Source organism: Lactobacillus sp. CBA3605 (assembly GCF_002970915.1).
Taxonomy (GTDB): domain Bacteria; phylum Bacillota; class Bacilli; order Lactobacillales; family Lactobacillaceae; genus Lactiplantibacillus.
This window is the reverse complement of record NZ_CP027190.1, coordinates 1,598,904-1,616,804: the sequence shown is the minus strand read 5'-3', so window position 1 is coordinate 1,616,804 and position 17,901 is coordinate 1,598,904. Positions and strand designations below refer to the sequence as shown.

Sequence of the window (17,901 nt, the reverse complement as noted above, 5' to 3'; positions counted from 1 at the left end):
GACCTTTTAAACTAATATTAATTAGCACCATCTACAACGGAATCACAACCGCATTCAAATCGCCATCCAATTTAGTCGTTGCGTATTCAGTACCAAACACACCCGCTGCTTCTTTAAAATCTTCATCATTCACAAAGGCCGGTTGCCAGAAAGTTTCACGATTATTGGCATAAAATGGACATAGATAGAGACGTTGCTTGTCCAAATCAAGCCGAACTGTCGCACCGTAGGCTAAGCACCCACGCTTAACAAACTCCCCATTATTATTGAATACACCGTTGCCGATACTGTAGATTACTGGTGCCTTACCCACATACTTAATTGGCTGTAAGATATGGGGACCATGCCCAATAATCAAATCTGCTCCGGCACTCACGAGTTTTTCGGCCGTTGCTTGCTGGACTGGCATAATTTTTCCTTGGAAATCATTACCCCAATGAGCACTAACAATTACCTTGGCATCCGGATTTTGTTGCTTATAGGTGCGCACATCTTCCCACACCAACGTATCTAAACAATTAACACCAGCCACGTTTGTCTTCGCATAAAAATCAAATAAATTATAGGCTGGATTGCGATACCAATAACCATTGAACAAGGCAATTTTTTGCCCGTGATAGTCAAATTCAACGAAACGACGGCTATCAGTCTGATCAACACCAGCACCTACCGTAGCAATGTCAGCTTGATGAAAGGCCGTAATACTAGCCGTCAATGCTTCTGCGCCCGCATCTTTCGCATGATTATTCCCCATCATCGCTAGATTAAAGTGGCGCCGCTTTAATTCAGCAATCGTTGGCTTAGCCTTAGCATCTAAGACAAATGGCTTAATCCCCGTAAGCGCACTCGGCCCATTAGCAAAGACCGCTTCAAAATTAAAAATATTATAAGCTGTGGCTGAAAAGAACGACCCAATTTTTTCAAATGAATGCCCATAGCCATATTTTTGTAGACCATCATCAATCTGGCGCCGTTGCCGGTCTCGCGTATACATTTCACCAAAGTAAGTGTCACTCAATAAATTAACAATCGGTTGTTTCAACTTAACCGTATTCACAGGTGCTTTAACAGCCGTCGCTGGCAAGCCACCGTCAATCAGTTGTTCCAACTTAGTATCAATATAACTAATATGCGGCGCATTAATAAATGCAATAGCCCGCTTACCCGTTGGTGTATTGAAAAAGATCAAACCGTTACTTTCTTTAGGTCCAAAGAAAACCGAACCATAGCTTTTCCCAGTTTTTAATAACTGCGACCGCTTCTGATAACTCTTATGACTATTCGCTAATTGTGCCCACTGTAAACTTAATAAGCTCAAAAATTCATTGGGTAATTTAACTAAGGCAGCCCCAATCTTTTCCACATCACTTAAATAAGTCCGTTGCGGATGACGGGTTGGCCGACCGGTAATGTTAACTACCGCTTGGGCCGATAATCCCAATTGCTTGGCCCGCTGTTGTAAGCCTTGAATTGCCGCTCGATTACCGCCAAAGATTGATTCGGCCAAGTTAATAATGACATCCGGTGCTGGCGCAACAATCGCTAGACTTATCAATTCTAACAGCGTATGTGATTCGCCCACTGTTAGTCCAACCTTATTCACACTACGATCGTGATTTAAATCTTGCGTAATTTTAACTAAATCTGTCAGTTTTAACTTGCGATACGTTAAGCGTTCTAAACAACTTAAAATAACTAATAATCGTCCGACACCATTAGTGGTATATGCCGTTGAACTTGGCGCAATCTCAGCAATTGCGACTTGATCAGCACCGTCAACATAGTGTGGCGCCTGTCTTACAAATTGCCGACTAATACGATTGATTTTAGAATTACGACTCGATCCCTTGATAAAAATAACCGTATCCGTGGATAAACGCTTCGTAATCGCTTGAATCAGTAACTCAATTGTCTCAAAATGTCCGCCATAAAGCGCTGGCTTAAATTCGGCTGCAACTTGATCAATCTCTGGACCAAACGTATAGACCGTATCAAACTGACTTTGATTAAATTCCGTCACTAGTTGCTGATAAACTTGGCGAGCTTGCGATTCTAAATTAATAATCCGCCCAACAATAAAAATCTTTTGCGTCTGCGCTGAAACTGGATAACTTTGGGCATACCGCATAAAGTTCGTCATCGAGAGTAACTCGGCATTATGCGTATCATCAATAATAGTGACCTGATGATCCTGAACCGTCGTCTGTTGCAAAGCTTTGACAGCCAAAGCCTGACAACTGGTGGCAAAAGTTGTTAAATCAGCCGACGCCAAATTTCCTATTAACAATTGATGAGCTGCTAAAGCACCAATAATATTACTGATGAGACCTTGGTCAAAACCAGCCACTGTTAACGTCGCCACTACTTTACCTTGATAAGTCACGGTCAGTTGTCCTGTAGCATTGACTTGCCCAACAAAATTACAGGCCGCAGTGGTTCCATACGTCACGATATTTTTCGTATACCGTTGCGCATCCGTTACTACTTCATCAATATTGGCAATATCCCCATTAACCAAAAAGGGTTGACCCGGCTTTAAACCATAGGCAATCCGTGTTTTAAAATCGGCCATTTTGTGTTCATCATAACCACGTTGGCCGACTCCCACCTGGGTTAAGATAGCCAAATCTAGCTTAACATCTTCCACAATGCCTACTTTTTGGCGGCCATACCATAACGATGCCAATGCAATCTCTAAAACATTGTAATCAGCTTTAGAATTATTCAGAACCGTAATCCGCGATGACGTCCGTGAATTATGGTTCAGTGGCGTTTTATTCGCCGTGGTCGTGCATGATAACAAGGTTGCAACTAATTCCTTCATCGTACTTTTTCCAACAGTACCCGTAATGCCCACGTTACGACTAGGATTATGTTGATTGACCCATTTAAAGAGTGTGACCATCGCTACATAAGGGTCTGCGACCTGTAGCTGTGGCACGGTCGTGTCAGCCACCGGATGTTGGACAACTGCCATCTGCAAGTACTGTTGATATTGACTAACTTTGGCATGTGAATCAGCAAAAGTGGTGGCATATACCCCAGTATTACTAGTCCCTCGTTGCCAAGTTGGGACATCCATTGCGAACCATAAATTGGCATTGTCCTTATGTATTAGCTCACCAGAATAAATTGCATAGTGCTCGACCAACGCTTGGTCATCAGCCGGTGGCAGCACCCACTTTCCGTCTAACATTTCAGCAATTTCATGCATACTTAGGAACGTTTCATTACTAATCATTACTTGTCAATTCCTCCGTCTTCAATGACTGATACAATCAGTTTTTATTAATTCAATTATGCCATCGCTTACATTTTTTGTATGCTAATTGCGCTTGCCAACCTGAATTTTTTAATGAATTCAAGCGGATAATCATTAATCTAAATTAGTAACCCCGTGACTCGAAAAAAAAGGACCGATTGCCCTAGCGGTTGGCAATCAGTCCTTTAAGTTAACTTTATTTTTCAGCTAAATGCTTTTCATACGCAGCCTTGATTTCATCAATCAAAGCGGCATCTTTCAAACCAGTCGCTGTTTTAATGACTGTTTCAATTGGTTCATCCTTCAATAATTGTTGTAACTTGACGCTTTCGGCATCATTCGGGTAATCAAAGAAGAACATCATACCAGCAGTGTCCACTAAGGCACTGTAATCACGGCCACGTTCCTTCAATTCACGAATTGGGCGAATGAAACGTTCGTCAAAACCCAACTTCCGAATGGGCGTCCGACCAACCCGTTCGATATCATCGGAAATATAAGGATTTTCAAAGCGACTCAAAATTTTAGCTTGATAAGCGTGATGCACTTCAGGATCAAAGCCCCACTTTTGAATGAGTAAGTCCCCAGTCTCGCCTAAGACGCGTTGCGCTTGGGCAACGACACTGTCATCTTTAACCGCTTCGCCAATCGTCTTGTACCCTTTCATATTACCGGTATAAGCCACGGTTGCATGCCCGGTATTAACAGAGAAGAGCTTCCGTTCGATATAAGGTTCCAAGTCATCTGCATAATCGACCCCTTTTAATTGAATCTTGGGGTTCTTCATTTGCGACTTGTCAATGACCCATTCTTTGAATGGTTCGACTGAAACAAATAACGGATCATCATGTTTTTGTAACGGTACAATCCGGTCAACAGCGGCATTAGGGAAGCCAATATATTGGTCTGCCCATGCTTTTTCGCTATCATCCAAAGCTTCATAAACGGATTGCTTCAAAGATTGACTCCCACCAATCATATTTTCACAAGCAATCACATCTAAAGGCGTGGTATCAGCATTAGCTTGACGTAACTTAATCCCATCCGCAATCAATGGTGCGATGAACTTCAGAATCTTAGGCCCAATCGCAGTCGTGACTAAGTCCGCTTGCGCGATTTCGGCGGCAACGGCTTGTGGATCTTTACCGTTATTAATCCCTTTAACGTCATGAACTTCGATATGTTCTTGGCCTTCTGCCGCCAATTCAATCGTATAACCATGTCGTTTGTTTAATTCATCAATCAACGTTTCGTTAACATCCACGAAAGTAATCTTAAATCCATTGTCCGCTAAGGTTTCACCAATGAAACCCCGACCAATATTACCGGCACCAAAATGTACGTCTAACATGCTAATCAACTTCCTTTAATAGATTAATAATTTCATCTTCAGATTGGGCATCAGCTAACTTCGCCACGTTCGCCACGTCACTACAGTAGATGGCAATCTGTGATAAGAGGTTCAAGTGTTCACCATTTAAGCCAGCAATCCCGAAGATTACTGTGACGGCTTTATCATCGTCATCATTTTCGGGATCACCCCAGCTCACACCCATTGGAACTTGCACCACGGAAATTCCTGTTTTCTTAATATATTTCATGCCATCCTCAGTTCCATGGGGAATGGCAATGAAGTTACCCATATACACGGAAACATCTTGGTTACGTGCCTGCATCGCATCAATATATTCAGGTTCGACACAACCACCGTCGACCAATAATTGACCGGCTAACCGAATCCCTTCCGCTTGCGTGGCAACTTGTTGATTTAAAGCAATCATCTTTTTATCTAAAGCTTCCATTTTTATTCACCTACACTATTTCGTTAGTTCGTTCAAAAATGCTTGACTAATTAATTGATACAATTCCGGGCGATTCCCCGTCATAAAGGCGGTGGTATTCGCTTGGTTTTCAATCACTAGGGCACTTAACTTGCCCATTAAGCGGTTTTCAAAACTATTCATATTTTCTGGACCCAGCATCAGTACGATGCGCTGGAGTTGAATCGTTTGGTCATCCATACTTTTAAACGTTATTGGCGTTGTCAGTTCAAAGATGGCGCAATACGGCGCCGTGACTTGTTGACTTAAAGTATGCACGAGCGCCAGGTTGGTTTTGGGAATACCAACTGGGGCAACCCCAATTCGGTGTAACAATTTCCCGGCCACTTCTAGCGGATCACGAACAAGTTTAGAATCAAGTGAACGCGTGATTTTTACTAGGGTTTCCGCAATCGTCGCCTGCTCATTAGCAATAGCGGTAATTGTGAATCGATCCAAGATTTGTTTTGCCATGGTTAACCGTCGATAGGTCGTGTCGAAGTCTAAAGTGAGTTCCGGCTGGGGGGCCGGTTGCGCATCCACTAATTGGGTACTTGGAAAATACTGGTGGATATAATCACGCAATGCACTCACTTCATTTTCAAGTAACAAGGGACTGACTACCCGATAATTCAACTTGAATCCCGGTAGTTGGGTCGTGGATAGAATCATGTCAAATTGTTTTAAGTCAATCTGACCAAGATTCCCAATCCGAGCCACTTCAATCATGGTAATTTCTGGAATCAACCGTGCCAGACGCGTCTTTAAAATCCGTGCCGTTGTCATCCCATTGGGACATAGCACCAAGACCTTCAACGCCTGATGACTTAACTGTTGTTCATAGGTACTGGCAAAATGAATCAGCAAATACGTTAGTTCATCAATTTGAAAATTTTGATCCGGGAACGTGGCCGCAAAGCCCCGCACCACGGCCGAATATAACTTCGGATACTGAGAACGAACTTCTTGTAATTCCGGACTCGGCGGTACTGGCCCGGGAATGCCGTTCCGTTGTAATGCAATCTGCATGTGCGCCGTCAAATTATTAAGCAGTTGATCATCCGTACCGAACGACCAATCAAAATATTGGGCGACGGCATCAATTAACTTCTTCACTCGATATGTGAGTTGCAAATCATAGTTAGACAACGACGCATCCTGATCAATCCGAAACGTGAGGCCTTTAATCTGCTGGGCTAAAAAGTCAATCTCAGCACCGGTAATCTGGGCTTTCAACGTTCCCGGCAATTGCGTCAAAATCGCTAAGGCAATCCGTTGATACTTTAAGAAGTCATCACGATTGATGCCTTGTAAATACGTCACCCGTTGACCGCGTTGTAACCGCATGACAGCGGTCGTTAGCGTGATAATCAACTGTTGTAATTGACCATCAGGTACTGCGGAAAAATATTGTTTTTTCAGGCTCCGCACCGCTTGATAACAGTACATCAAGACGGTGGTATCTAATTGACTGAGAAAATAAGATTGTTCATCAATCGTTGACACTTCCAACCCACGCTTGAGCTTGCCAATTGTTTTGAAGAATTCGTAGTCATTGATGGCATGATTCAAAATCGTAGCAAACAAACTTCGAATATTACCTTCCGTACCGGCCACTTGAATTCCCCGCGACTTTAAACGTTCAATCGAAAGTTCATAGTCCGCAAAGGGGGTACTCAACGTGTTTAAATCATTGGAAATGGTCGCAATACTGACGTTAAAATCTAACGCTAATTCTTTTAACTTCATCGAACGGTCCGCCATTAAGACGCGACATGCCAAGGCATTCTGCCGTGTTTGCGAATCAAAGGCGGGCGTAATCCCATGACTAGCTGTCAATTGGGCTTTAAAAGCCGTTAATTCCGTCGCCGTCCCACTTAATTGGAACCGATGCTCGTGATTAACAACTTTTAAATGCGCATTTTCAAGAACTAGTTCTAAGTTGCTAAACTCTCGATAGATCGTCCGACGACTGCTATTGATGGCGGTTTCAATCTGACTCATGCTGAGTCCCGTTGGGCTAGCCAACAATAGTTGTAGTAATTCGTCTTGACGTTTCGTGAACTTAACCATGGGTCACCTCATATGATAACGGTTTATTTTAATCCTAAGACCATCTTATCATATTTAGGCGAGTTCAGAAGATCGTCCGTGACTAACACTTGAACGTGTGTATAACGGGTCTTCAAGTTTTTAGCGGCTTCCGAACTGGAAACAACTAAGAGACTGTGGTTATCTTGCAATTCATCAATACCTAAGTTCTTAACGGCAATTGACTTGTTAGCTTTCTTTAAACGCCCTTTCATCAACGACGTTGCCATGGTTGCGGTACCCAAGTGACCATCATGATGCACAAAGACCACTTCGTTAACAACGGTTAAATCTAAGTTATCAGGTAATGCACTCGGATCTTCGGTGGCACTTTGTGGTGCTGCTGAAGCAGGTGCTGGTTCCGGATTAACTTGATCGCGAGCCTTTAGGTTAACGACTACTTGATCATACTTAGGACTGCTCAAGAAGTTATCAACAGCTAACCGTAAAGCGTGCGGCGCTTTTTGGGCAGCTCGATCAGCTAATTCATCTTGCGTGATAACTAATAAGCCTGGTTCATCTTTCAAATTACTGATGGCCGTATTCGTCACGGACATCTCAATACCAGCTTTCTTCACTTTATCCCGTAATAAGGATGCCCCCATTGCGGAAGATCCCATACCGGCATCACAAGCGAAGATGATATGATCAACATCTTTATAAGAAGCAATCACGTCAGCGGCTTCGGCAGGATTAACCGCTTCACCATTTTTAGCATTCTTCATTGCACTCATTTGACCTTGAGCAGCGGCCAAATCTTCGGTGCCCATACTCTTATCACGACGTAAGATAATCGCCGCAACAATGAATGACGCCACCGTTGCTAAGGTAACCCCTAACAAGAGACCAATGTAATTTGAAATGCTACGTGGTGACATGATGAATAGCATGAAGATTGAACCAGGTGATGGCGTTGACTTCAAACCAACATTTAACAAACTAAAGGTCGCCGTACCGGTAACCCCACCAGCGATAACTGCTAAGAACAAGGCTGGTTTCATTAAAATGTATGGGAAGTAAATTTCATGAATCCCACCGAAGAAGTGAATAATCATCGCACTTGGTGCCGAAGCCTTGGCAGTTCCTTTACCGAATAAGGCAAAGGCTAACAAGACCCCAAGACCTGGACCTGGATCTGGTTCAAGTAAGAACAGAATTGATTTACCAGCTGAAGCAGCTGATTGAATCCCAAGTGGGGTTAAAATCCCCTGATTAATTGCATTATTTAAGAATAAAATCTTGGCTGGTTCAATAAAGACATTCGCTAATGGTAATAAGTTAACCTTGATAATCCAGTTAACTCCAGCGGCCATTGCCGCACTAGCACCCGCAACAACAGGCCCAATACCGTAATACCCAACAATGGCTAGTAACATCCCCATAATCCCGGCGGAGAAGTTATTAACGAGCATTTCAAAGCCACTCCGGACTTTATCTGAAATCGCATCGTCCCATTTCTTGATGGCCCAGCCACCAAGTGGTCCCATAATCATGGCCCCAATAAACATTGGAATGTTGGACCCAACAATGACCCCAATGGTCGCAATCGCACCAACGACCCCACCACGATGACCGGCAATCATATTCCCACCGGTAAACGCAATTAGTAATGGTAAGAGATAATTAACCATGGGTTGAATCATCTTAGCCAAATCCGCATTTGGGAACCAACCACCCTTCATAAAGATGGCGGTAATTAACCCCCAAGCAATAAAGGCCCCGATGTTCGGCATGACCATGTTACTTAATGCACTCCCAAATTTTTGTACACGGGCTTTGATACCCGGCTTCTTTGCAACAGGAGCGGATTGGGTTGCAGAATTATTTACATTTGCTGCTTTCATTACACTAAAGCTCCTTCCTTTTTCTTAACGTCTCTATCATATCGAGTATAGAAAACGGTTTCAAGGAGTTCTAGGTAGACCGGTGGCACAGGAAAGTGTGCCAGAATTAAACTCACTAATTCACAAAATAAAAGTTTGGCACACATCTTAAAATCGCTGTTTTAAAAGGAATGATAACCATTTCATAAATTAAATTGCCGTATTAATGATTACGTTTTCACAAACGCTCAATCCAACCACCGTTGAATTCTCTCCTCAGACTCCTATACTAGAAGCAATCAAGGGGGCAACACTAATGATAAATAAAAGTTCTGATTGCACCGAAATATTAGTTGGCAAAGCCGCTAGTATAGATGGTTCCACAATGGTGGCACGTAACGAGGATGGTTACGGCCCGATTAATCCCATTAAATTTGTGGTCCATCCCGCCATTGATCAACCTAATGCGACCTTCACCTCAGTGACGACCGGCGTGACCGTGCCGTTACCCGACCACGCTTACCGCTATACGGGTACCCCGCAGGCAGACCAAAGCGACGGTCAATATGAAGAAGCTGGGATTAATGACTATAACGTCGGCATGAGTGCAACTGAAACCACAGCGACCAATGCCCGTGTTTTAGGTTACGATCCACTCGTCACCGATGGGATTAATGAGGAAGCAATGGTCACATTAGTGTTACCGTACATCAAAAGTGCGAAAGCCGGCGTCCAACGGCTGGGCGCCTTGATCGAAAAATACGGGACTGGTGAAAGCAACAGTATTGCGTTCAATGACCATGATGACATTTGGTTGCTCGAAACCGCTGGCGGTCATCATTGGGGCGCCATGCGCTTACCTGAAGCGACCTATGCAATTGTCCCTAACCAAATGGTCATGGAAGAACTAGATTTAAGCGATCCTGATAACTTTTTAGGTGCCACCGATTTAGTGGCCTTTGTTAACCAAAACCATTTGAATCCCACTCCTGATCACTTTAATTTCCGTCAGATTTTTGGGACCCATGGCGAAGACGATGCTTACTACAACACGCCGCGAACTTGGTACGGGCAAACCTTGTTCAATCCTGAGGTAACCACGCAACAACCGACCGATCAAACGATGCCAATGTATCGTAAACCCAGCCGTTTATTAGCGGTTGACGACGTTCAGTTCTTCCTATCTTCACACTATAATGGCACGCCGTACGATCCATTCGACACCTATGCTTCTGGAACCGTTGCGGAACAAAAGCGGTACCGTTCGATTGCGATGGACCGCAATCAATGCCAATCCATCTTGCAAATCCGCAACGATGTTCCGGCCGAGCAAGCGGCGATTCAATGGGTAACGATGGGCTTGTTCGCTTATGCACCTGCCGTCCCATTCTTTACCAACATTAATGACACACCGCTGGACTACCGCAATACAACGGCCACGGTCGATAGCCATAATGTTTACTGGTTAAACAAAACCTTATCCGCTTTGATTGAACCACACTGGCACGACTTTGCTACCACGGTTAATGCCTTTCGTGAAGATTGCCAATCCTATGCGCTGGGTCGTGTGGCTAAAACGGATGCCATGGTTCAAGGGAAAAATGTAACGACCACTTTAACGCGGGCAAACGCTGAAACAGCCGGTGAGATTTCAAAACGGACCTATGCCTTATTCGATCAGCTGGTTAAACAAAGCTTATTATTATCGGCAACAAGTTGGGAAAAAGGCCAGAATCTATAACTTGATACCCAAAACGCCACCTTGATCAGTTTCAGGGTGGCGTTTTTTCGATTATTTTTCAATCAGCAAAAAAGCATCACAAAACCAAAGCGGTTTTGTGATGCTAAGCTTCTAATATGCGTTTAAATTAATATTTTTTGCTTAATTTGCTAGCTGCGGCTTCATCAATAATAACGGTAACGTTAGGATGATTTTGCAAAATGCTGGCTGGTAAATCTGGCGTGTCAGGACCTTCAATCATGCCCTTAACTGCATCTGCTTTGTTTTCGCCAAAGGCTTCAAGCAATAAGTGCTTGCTCTTCATGATTGAAGCTAAGCCCATTGAGAAGGCTTGCTTAGGCACATCATTTTCGCTGGCAAAGAACCGAGCGTTGGCTTCGATGGTTGATGGTGTCAAATCAACAACATGGGTCGTGACATCACGAGAAGTACCAGGTTCGTTGAACCCAATATGACCATTCCGACCAATTCCTAAGATTTGTAAATCAATTGGATGTTCGTCGATAACCTTATCATAACGTTTAACTTCTTCATCTGGATTAGCAGCTAACCCATTTGGTAAGAATGATGCCTTGAATGGCTTTTGGTCAAATAAATGTGATTGCATGAAGTACTTATAACTTTGGTCGTTGTCTGGTGCAATACCAACATATTCATCCAAGTTAACGGATGTGCAGTTACTGAAATCTAAGTCACTCTTTACGATTTCTTGATAAGTTGTAACGGGTGTTGAACCAGTTGCCAACCCAAATACTTTAGCCCCATCATCTAAGGCATCCTTAAAGACCTTAAATCCTTCTTTGCCGCCGGCAGCTTGATCCTTTACTACGATAACTTTCATAATTAACTGACTCCCTCTTTGTTTGGTATAGTCCAATTGTATATTGGTCTAGACTAAAATTCAAGCAGTTTGTTCAAAATATTTTATTTTTCTTTGTAATCGTTACCATATTCATCATTAATGCCACTTCTTTAATAACATAACAATTGTATTTTTTCATTAATTTGCCTATACTGAAAGTGTTCGTAACTCCGTAAGGCGTGAGAAACCTTACAACTAGCCAAAGCTGTAAAGCTATTGGCTATTTTTTTGGTCTTAATTGCAACCCGTCTGCCGAGCCAATTCCTACTTAATTAACACTAACCTGTCGCCGATTATCTAACTAACACCCATCTGGTACCAATTCAAATAAATTTGCGGTAAACTATTGTCAGCAAAATCCAAGTAATGTGAGGTTTTAACCCATGGAACCAACCTTTAATAAAATGACAGCAGCCGGTTACCACGCGATTGAGCAAGAAATTGCCGAATTGATTGCCCAACGTCCGCACCGCATCAAAGTGCTGGCCGCAGCCGCAGCGCTAGGTGACCGCTCTGAAAACGCCGAATATACGAATGCTAAACGTGATTTGGGCCGTCTGGAGAGTCGCGTTCGCTTTTTAAATAAGCAATTGCAGTACGCTAAAGTCGTTACGCCGGCTGATAATGACCAACTTGATATTGGCAAATCAGTCACGTTAGAATTCATGGACGACCACGACCGCGTGACTTATCAATTAGTCGGTAAACAAGAAGCCAACCTAACTGATAATAAAATCTCATTCACCTCGCCCATTGGTGCCGCCCTGAACCAACACACGGTTGATGACATCGTCACCGTCATGGCGCCCAATGGTCATTATCAAGTTAAAATTATTGCGATTCATAAGGCCTAAAATTTCCCTCATCAACTCACTGACAAGCACCATACCTAAGACTGCTTGCTTTACTACTATCTCTATTATTTAAACTTATGCTGATACCCAATCATATCGTTTAAGGAACTTATCTGATTGATGCTTGGGTTCAGACTGTTTGGTATTTTCCTTAGCCTGATGTAATTTAAAGTTAACATCCAAGTTAAGGAGTAATTGACTAGAAATACCCATAACTGTTTCAATTCGTAAAGCCAATAACTCATTTATGAATCGTTTGCGTTTAAGAATATCTGAAATGTTTTTCTGACTAACGCCTAATCGAGCGGCTAAATCAGTTTGGGTAATTTGATAAAAGTCCATGGTTTCTTTAATTAAATCGGCAGCTGAACTTGTGTGATACTTCCGAATAATATTCTCGCGATGCAACATACTCTTCAACTCCTTAATGATAGTCTTCAATCTTTATAATTTGAACAGTTACAATTGATGACTTTTCAACTGAAAATTGATCAGCTTTATCGTAACCCTCAAAAACAATGCGGAAATTCTTGCTGACATCAACGGCAAATTTGCCTTCTAAATTGTTACGCAATCGATGACAGCGAGGCGGTGGATCAAAAGGAATTTGCTGCAGCGTATCAGCAGCGTTGAACTCATCAAGGCGAGCTTTAATTCGTTTAGCTCGATCATGGCCAAAAGTTTTAACTAGCAAACGGGAATCGTTCAATATTTTTGTGAGCTTGCGATTTTCAGCAAAGTACTCCATACATTCTTCCACCTCAATAGTCATTATACCGTTATGGTATAATATAGTAAAGCGATTTTCTTAATATTATTTTTAATCATCTGTCACAATCAAGAACTGTATACGAGTATTCCTAAGCCAATAAGTTTTATCAATCGGTTTGGTTTCTAAATTGATAACCACAAAATATTAGATGTACAATCTAAGTTAAAGTGAACCCAAATTTTCCTCATCAACACTGGTTGATAAGGAACCCCAAAAAATAAGTGTGTTAAGAATTTTGCGAATTCTTAACACACTTATTTTTTGTCCACGTCATATTTTTAAATGTCGTAATCCAGCCTAAAATTCTTGATAAACAGCGGGGTCCTGAGCTTTCAGTCGGCCATCCGCCTGATTTAACCCATTAATGGTTGCCATATCTGCCGTCGAAATTTCAAAATCAAAAATGTCGAGATTGCCGGCTTGTCGTCCGGGGGTCGAAGACTTCGGAATTGGCAGTACCCCGAGTTGCGTTTCCCAGCGTAAGATCAATTGACCCACATTTTTGTCATAGGTAGCCGCCAGCTTTTTAAGCGTTGGATTTTTTAACAGCTCACTGGCCCGTCCAAGCGGGCTCCAAGCTTGCGTTAAGATACCGTGCGCCGTGTCATAGTCACGCTGATCCGCTTGATTGAAGTACGGATGGAGTTCAACTTGATTAATCACCGGTAGCACACCCGTTTCCTGCGCTAGGCGATCCAGATGAGCTGGCAAAAAGTTCGATACGCCGATTGACCGCACCAGCCCAAACTTTTGGGCATCAATCAAAGCCTGCCAAGCTTCTACATAGTGGTCCTCCTTAGGATTGGGCCAATGAATCAGATAGAGGTCATAATAATCTAACCCTGCCCGATATAAGGATTCTTCAATCGTCGCAATCGCTTCATGATAAGTATGATGCCGGCCGGGCAGCTTCGACGAAATAATTAAGTCAGAGCGCGGCACCGTTGTCCGCCGCACTGCTTCACCAACGGCCCCCTCGTTTTCATAATTGAAAGCCGTATCCAATAACCGGTATCCGCGATCAATGGCACTATCAATCACTTGAACACCTTGTGCACCATTCAATTTATAGGTTCCAAAGCCAACCTTTGGCACCGTTAAGCCATCGCGTAATGTATAAGTTTCCACACTAAATTCCTCCCGTCTTATGACCGATCCGCTAATGCATCGCGAATCGCTGCTTCAAATGTTTCTGGTCGCGTAGTAGGTGCAAACCGATTTAAGACGCGCCCATCACGACCAATTAAAAATTTTGTGAAGTTCCATTTAATCCGACCATGTCCCGCCGTTTGTTTCAGGTAAGCAAACAATGGATCTTCGTCCTCACCATTGACTAACACCCGTTTGGTCATCGGAAAAGTGACGCCATAATGCCGTTGACAATAGTCATGGGTCGCCGCATCATCCGCCTTTTCTTGGTGAAATTGATTCGAAGGCAAGCCTAAAACGACTAACCCCTCAGCTTTATATTTTAGATACAACGCTTCTAAGCCTTTAAACTGCGGTGCTAAGCCACAATTACTAGCCGTATTAACAATTAAAATCACTTGCCCACGATACTGCTCTAATGCGAGTAAGTCGCCGTTCATTTCAGTCTCTTTAAAATCATATATTGTTGTCATCCTAACAACCTCCAACTTGACTGCCACTTGATTAACTTGCAAGTTTACTAACTTATAGTAAAGCACAAAATCAAGATTTTCCAATGAACTTTGCTCACCCTTGGTAAGAAGTCGTTGCATGCCCCACTGAATTCGGTTACACTAAGCGTAACATTCATAGCAACTGGGGTGCCAAACGGCTGAGATAATACCCATTGAACCTGAATCTGGACAATGCCAGCGCAGGGAGCAATGCTTTTAGGGAACCATCAATACGGACTTTAGCCGGCCACCACTAGTTATTTATGACTAATGGTGGCCGTTTTTAGTCTACCGAATGCATGAATGCCACATTATTGGGGAGGTTTTATTGATGAACTGGACAAAAGCATGGCATTTAAGTGATATTATTTTGATTGCGTTAATTGGGATTTTTTTTGGCGCAATTTTTATGGGAACTAACTATGTTTACGATGTTTTAACGGCCCTCTTAGCGCCCGTTGGACTATCGGGACTCGCAAATGAACTCTTATTGGGCCTTTGGTGTATGCCAGGGATGTTAGCTGGCTACCTCATACGCCTAAAAGGGGCGGCGACACTGGGGGAACTACTCGCTTCAATCGTCGAAATGTTTTTTGGTGGTCAATGGGGCATTTCAACTTTGATTTCGGGGGTAACGCAAGGTATCGGCGCTGAATTAGGTTATGTGGTCACCCGTTATCGACACTACGACTGGTTAGGCCTGACTACTTCAGCCCTGACGACCACCATTGTCACCTTTGCTTGGGACTTGGCCCGCAACGGCTATATCAAGCTCCAACTTTGGTTACTAATCTTGTATTTCGTCGTCCGCTTCTGCTCCATGTTCTTATTCGGCGGCGTCTTAACTCGCTTAATCACCAATTTATTAGATCGTAGTCATGTTTTTACAACGCACACTAATTAGAAAAGGGGCTTTTTGATGGCAACGATTGCGCTTAAAAAACTCACTTACACGTATCCGGCGGCGCAAACGCCCATCTTTGATCAGGCAACGCTCACCTTTCCGGCCCACCGGTTCACTTTACTCACGGGGCCATCCGGAACAGGCAAATCCACCTTACTCAAATTGATGGCCGGCTTATTACCTGCAACCGCCGCTACCGATGCTATTTATTATGATCAAACACGGCTCACCGACTTACCGCTCACCAAACGTGCTGGTCAAGTCGCGTTAATGTTTCAAAATCCGAACCAGCAATTCGCTATGGATACAGTTGAAAATGAATTAATCTTTGCGTTAGAGAATCGCCAAGTCGACCCGGCCGCCATGCCAGCAAAAATCACCCATGCTTTAGACTTGGTCGGCATCGGGGCACTCCGCCACCGTTTGTTGGATCAGTTATCCGGTGGGGAAAAACAAAAAGTCGCTTTAGCGGTCATTGTCGCCATGGATAGTGATGTCATTTTATTAGACGAACCTTTTGCTAGCGTTGATCCAGCCGCCCGGGCAAGTCTGTTACAGTGTCTCGTTCAGCTCCGTGACCAAGCTGGTAAAACCATTATTTTAGCGGACCATGATTTCACTGGTTATGCTCAACTCATTGATAATCTGGTCCAGATTACTGCAACCCAAGGCCTAGCCACGTTGCCATCCAATCAGTGGGTCTCATTACTAACGGCCTTTGAAACGCCAACCTGGCCCTTACCGGCGCCAACTGCGACGCCCTTGTTTAAGCTTGCTAACGTGCAACTAACGGCCGGAACCCGGCTCTTGTTAGCACCCACTGACCTATTGTTATGTCAGCATCACAATACCTTGATTACGGGCCCAAATGGCAGCGGCAAATCAACTCTTTTTGAAGCACTCGTCCGGCTGGCACCCTATCTAGGCACGATTAGTTACGCTGGCCGTGACATCAAAAAAATCAAGCGTACCCCATATGCGCGACAAGTCGCACTCTTATTCCAAGAGGCTGAGACACAATTCTTAACGATTACCATGGCTGAAGAATTAGCGCTTAGCCAGCAACACGCTTATGGGGACTATTTCACGCCAGCCCGTATTCAGGCAGCACTACAACAGCTGAATCTAGCCGACCACACCGACCAAGTCATCTATACGTTAAGTGAAGGTCAAAAGAAAAAGCTACAGATATTAACGATGCTCATCATGCAAACGCCGGTATTACTCATGGACGAACCGCTAAAGGGGCTGGACTTAGCTTCGGTGCATGCCTTAGTCACATTATTGCAGACCACCCAAACGGCCACTCAGCAAACCCTGATTATTATTAGTCATCAGTTAACCGGTCTGACCCCTTTAATTGATTATCATTTGCGGTTTGAGCAACAGCACTTACGTTATCCGGAGGTGCACGCATGAATCCTAGTATTAAGCTATTACTACTATTAATAGTTGCTTTAGAAATTTCGTTTACGACGATTATCAGCCTCAACGTTGCATTAGTCATTTTAGCCATCATCAACCTGCTTTGGCACGGGACCAAGTTGCGCACGCTCGGCTGGTTATTACTGGTACCATTGCTGCCCGCCATCGGTTTATGGAGCACGCAATATATCAACGGTAGTGGCAATCGGACCATGATGGCCTGGGTGTTATTTACCCGGATTTATGCGTTCGTCTTTACTGGAGCAACCTTCACGCTAACGACGAACATTCTCCAATTAGCTGATTCTTTAGAACAAAATTGGCATTTACCCGCTAAGTTTGCCTACGGGGTCTTAGCGGCTTATAACCTGGTTCCAAAGATTCAGCACGAAGTCAAAGTGATTCACACGGCAGGCTTAATGCGTGGTCAGGCGCTAAGTTCCTGGTCACCCAAGCTGTACTTTAAAGCCGTGCTAGTGGCCGTTAACTGGGCACAAAATCTAGCGCAAGCGATGACCTCCCACGGTTTTGTCGAAGACGCCGCGCGCACCCATTATCGACAAGTGCCATTGCGATCACGCGATTGGGCCCTCTTAATTAGCGGTATTATTTTAATGCAACTCGGGGTCTTCGTCATTCCTTGGCACTAACCTAAAATCGGCAGTCATTCAGATACTGAGAATGACTGCCGATTTTTAGATTAA

General features: G+C 43.7%; 15 protein-coding genes and 1 riboswitch. Of the genes, 5 read left to right on the top strand and 10 right to left on the bottom strand.

What is annotated here, in order from left to right; all coding sequences use genetic code 11:
* Positions 1 to 31: 31 nt before the first annotated feature.
* From C5Z25_RS07745 to C5Z25_RS07725, 5 genes are all read right to left on the bottom strand, one after another.
* Positions 32 to 3,241, bottom strand: a complete 3,210-nt coding sequence (locus C5Z25_RS07745) for a CapA family protein (protein WP_105452114.1) — start codon at positions 3,239 to 3,241, stop codon at positions 32 to 34.
* A 217-nt stretch (positions 3,242 to 3,458) separates the two neighbouring features.
* Positions 3,459 to 4,613 carry a mannitol-1-phosphate 5-dehydrogenase gene (locus C5Z25_RS07740; protein ID WP_105452113.1) on the bottom strand — a complete coding sequence of 385 codons (1,155 nt, stop codon included), beginning with the start codon at positions 4,611 to 4,613 and terminating at the stop codon, positions 3,459 to 3,461.
* Between the two features lies 1 nt (position 4,614).
* Positions 4,615 to 5,064: a PTS mannitol transporter subunit IIA gene (locus C5Z25_RS07735; protein ID WP_105449629.1), complete on the bottom strand. Its 450-nt coding sequence runs from the start codon at positions 5,062 to 5,064 to the stop codon at positions 4,615 to 4,617.
* Between the two features lie 15 nt (positions 5,065 to 5,079).
* A complete protein-coding gene (locus C5Z25_RS07730) occupies positions 5,080 to 7,155 on the bottom strand; it encodes a BglG family transcription antiterminator (RefSeq protein ID WP_105452112.1) in 2,076 nt (691 codons plus the stop codon).
* Positions 7,156 to 7,178: 23 nt separating this feature from the next.
* A complete protein-coding gene (locus tag C5Z25_RS07725) occupies positions 7,179 to 9,017 on the bottom strand; it encodes a PTS mannitol transporter subunit IIBC (protein ID WP_105452111.1) in 1,839 nt (612 codons plus the stop codon).
* Positions 9,018 to 9,315: 298 nt separating this feature from the next.
* Here C5Z25_RS07725 and C5Z25_RS07720 point away from each other — a divergent pair, with 298 nt between their 5' ends.
* Positions 9,316 to 10,737, top strand: coding sequence for a C69 family dipeptidase (locus C5Z25_RS07720; RefSeq protein ID WP_105452865.1), 1,422 nt, complete (start codon positions 9,316 to 9,318; stop codon positions 10,735 to 10,737).
* Positions 10,738 to 10,864: 127 nt separating this feature from the next.
* Here the strand turns inward: C5Z25_RS07720 and C5Z25_RS07715 are convergent, their stop codons facing one another.
* Positions 10,865 to 11,578: a glucosamine-6-phosphate deaminase gene (locus tag C5Z25_RS07715; protein ID WP_105449626.1), complete on the bottom strand. Its 714-nt coding sequence runs from the start codon at positions 11,576 to 11,578 to the stop codon at positions 10,865 to 10,867.
* A 404-nt stretch (positions 11,579 to 11,982) separates the two neighbouring features.
* On the opposite strand from C5Z25_RS07715, the gene greA reads away from it, so the two are divergent.
* Positions 11,983 to 12,453 carry a transcription elongation factor GreA gene (greA, locus tag C5Z25_RS07710; protein WP_105452110.1) on the top strand — a complete coding sequence of 157 codons (471 nt, stop codon included), beginning with the start codon at positions 11,983 to 11,985 and terminating at the stop codon, positions 12,451 to 12,453.
* Positions 12,454 to 12,528: 75 nt separating this feature from the next.
* Here greA and C5Z25_RS07705 read toward each other — a convergent pair whose 3' ends face one another.
* The 4 genes from C5Z25_RS07705 to C5Z25_RS07690 form a co-directional block, all read right to left on the bottom strand.
* Positions 12,529 to 12,864: a helix-turn-helix transcriptional regulator gene (locus C5Z25_RS07705; protein ID WP_105452109.1), complete on the bottom strand. Its 336-nt coding sequence runs from the start codon at positions 12,862 to 12,864 to the stop codon at positions 12,529 to 12,531.
* Between the two features lie 13 nt (positions 12,865 to 12,877).
* A complete protein-coding gene (locus C5Z25_RS07700; protein ID WP_105452108.1) occupies positions 12,878 to 13,201 on the bottom strand; it encodes a type II toxin-antitoxin system RelE/ParE family toxin in 324 nt (107 codons plus the stop codon).
* A 321-nt stretch (positions 13,202 to 13,522) separates the two neighbouring features.
* Entirely contained in the window at positions 13,523 to 14,353 is an 831-nt protein-coding gene (locus tag C5Z25_RS07695) for an aldo/keto reductase (RefSeq protein WP_105452107.1), read from the bottom strand.
* 17 nt (positions 14,354 to 14,370) lie between these two features.
* Entirely contained in the window at positions 14,371 to 14,847 is a 477-nt protein-coding gene (locus C5Z25_RS07690; protein WP_105452106.1) for a glutathione peroxidase, read from the bottom strand.
* 154 nt (positions 14,848 to 15,001) lie between these two features.
* A riboswitch (TPP riboswitch) is annotated at positions 15,002 to 15,094 on the top strand.
* 105 nt (positions 15,095 to 15,199) lie between these two features.
* Here C5Z25_RS07690 and C5Z25_RS07685 point away from each other — a divergent pair.
* The 3 genes from C5Z25_RS07685 to C5Z25_RS07675 are packed head-to-tail and all read left to right on the top strand — an operon-like array spanning position 15,200 to position 17,847.
* Positions 15,200 to 15,772, top strand: coding sequence for an ECF transporter S component (locus C5Z25_RS07685; RefSeq protein WP_105452105.1), 573 nt, complete (start codon positions 15,200 to 15,202; stop codon positions 15,770 to 15,772).
* Between the two features lie 15 nt (positions 15,773 to 15,787).
* Entirely contained in the window at positions 15,788 to 17,191 is a 1,404-nt protein-coding gene (locus C5Z25_RS07680) for an ABC transporter ATP-binding protein (protein ID WP_105452104.1), read from the top strand.
* A complete protein-coding gene (locus C5Z25_RS07675) occupies positions 17,188 to 17,847 on the top strand; it encodes an energy-coupling factor transporter transmembrane component T family protein (RefSeq protein WP_105452103.1) in 660 nt (219 codons plus the stop codon). Before C5Z25_RS07680 ends, C5Z25_RS07675 begins: the two co-directional genes overlap by 4 nt.
* The last annotated feature ends 54 nt before the right edge of the window (positions 17,848 to 17,901 follow it).